1 pseudogene is annotated in these 258 nt (G+C 42.6%); it reads right to left on the bottom strand.

Annotated features, from left to right (window positions below):
* Positions 1 to 258: pseudogene (locus BVF91_RS13090) on the bottom strand (methyl-accepting chemotaxis protein); the annotation flags it as partial.

Raw genomic sequence — 258 nt, 5'->3', positions numbered from 1 at the left:
CACTGCTTGGTTTGTTATATTTTCTACCGCTTCTACTATGTTTTGCCCTTGATTTCTCTGCTCTTTCGCTGCTGCCGCTATCTGCCTCACTTGCTCTCTCGCATTGTTTACTCCTTGTACTATCTCTTCTACTCCTTTTGCTTGTTCTTTTGTCGCTTGACTTACCTGTGCTGCTTGATTTGTTATATTTTCTACCGCTTCTACTATGTTTTGCCCTTGATTTCTCTGCTCTTTCGCTGCTGCTGCTATCTGTCTTAC

It is taken from the genome of Thermoanaerobacterium sp. PSU-2 (assembly GCF_002102475.1).
Lineage (GTDB): Bacteria > Bacillota > Thermoanaerobacteria > Thermoanaerobacterales > Thermoanaerobacteraceae > Thermoanaerobacterium.
Note: the sequence above shows the minus strand (reverse complement) of the source record. Positions and strands in the feature narration are given on the sequence as shown.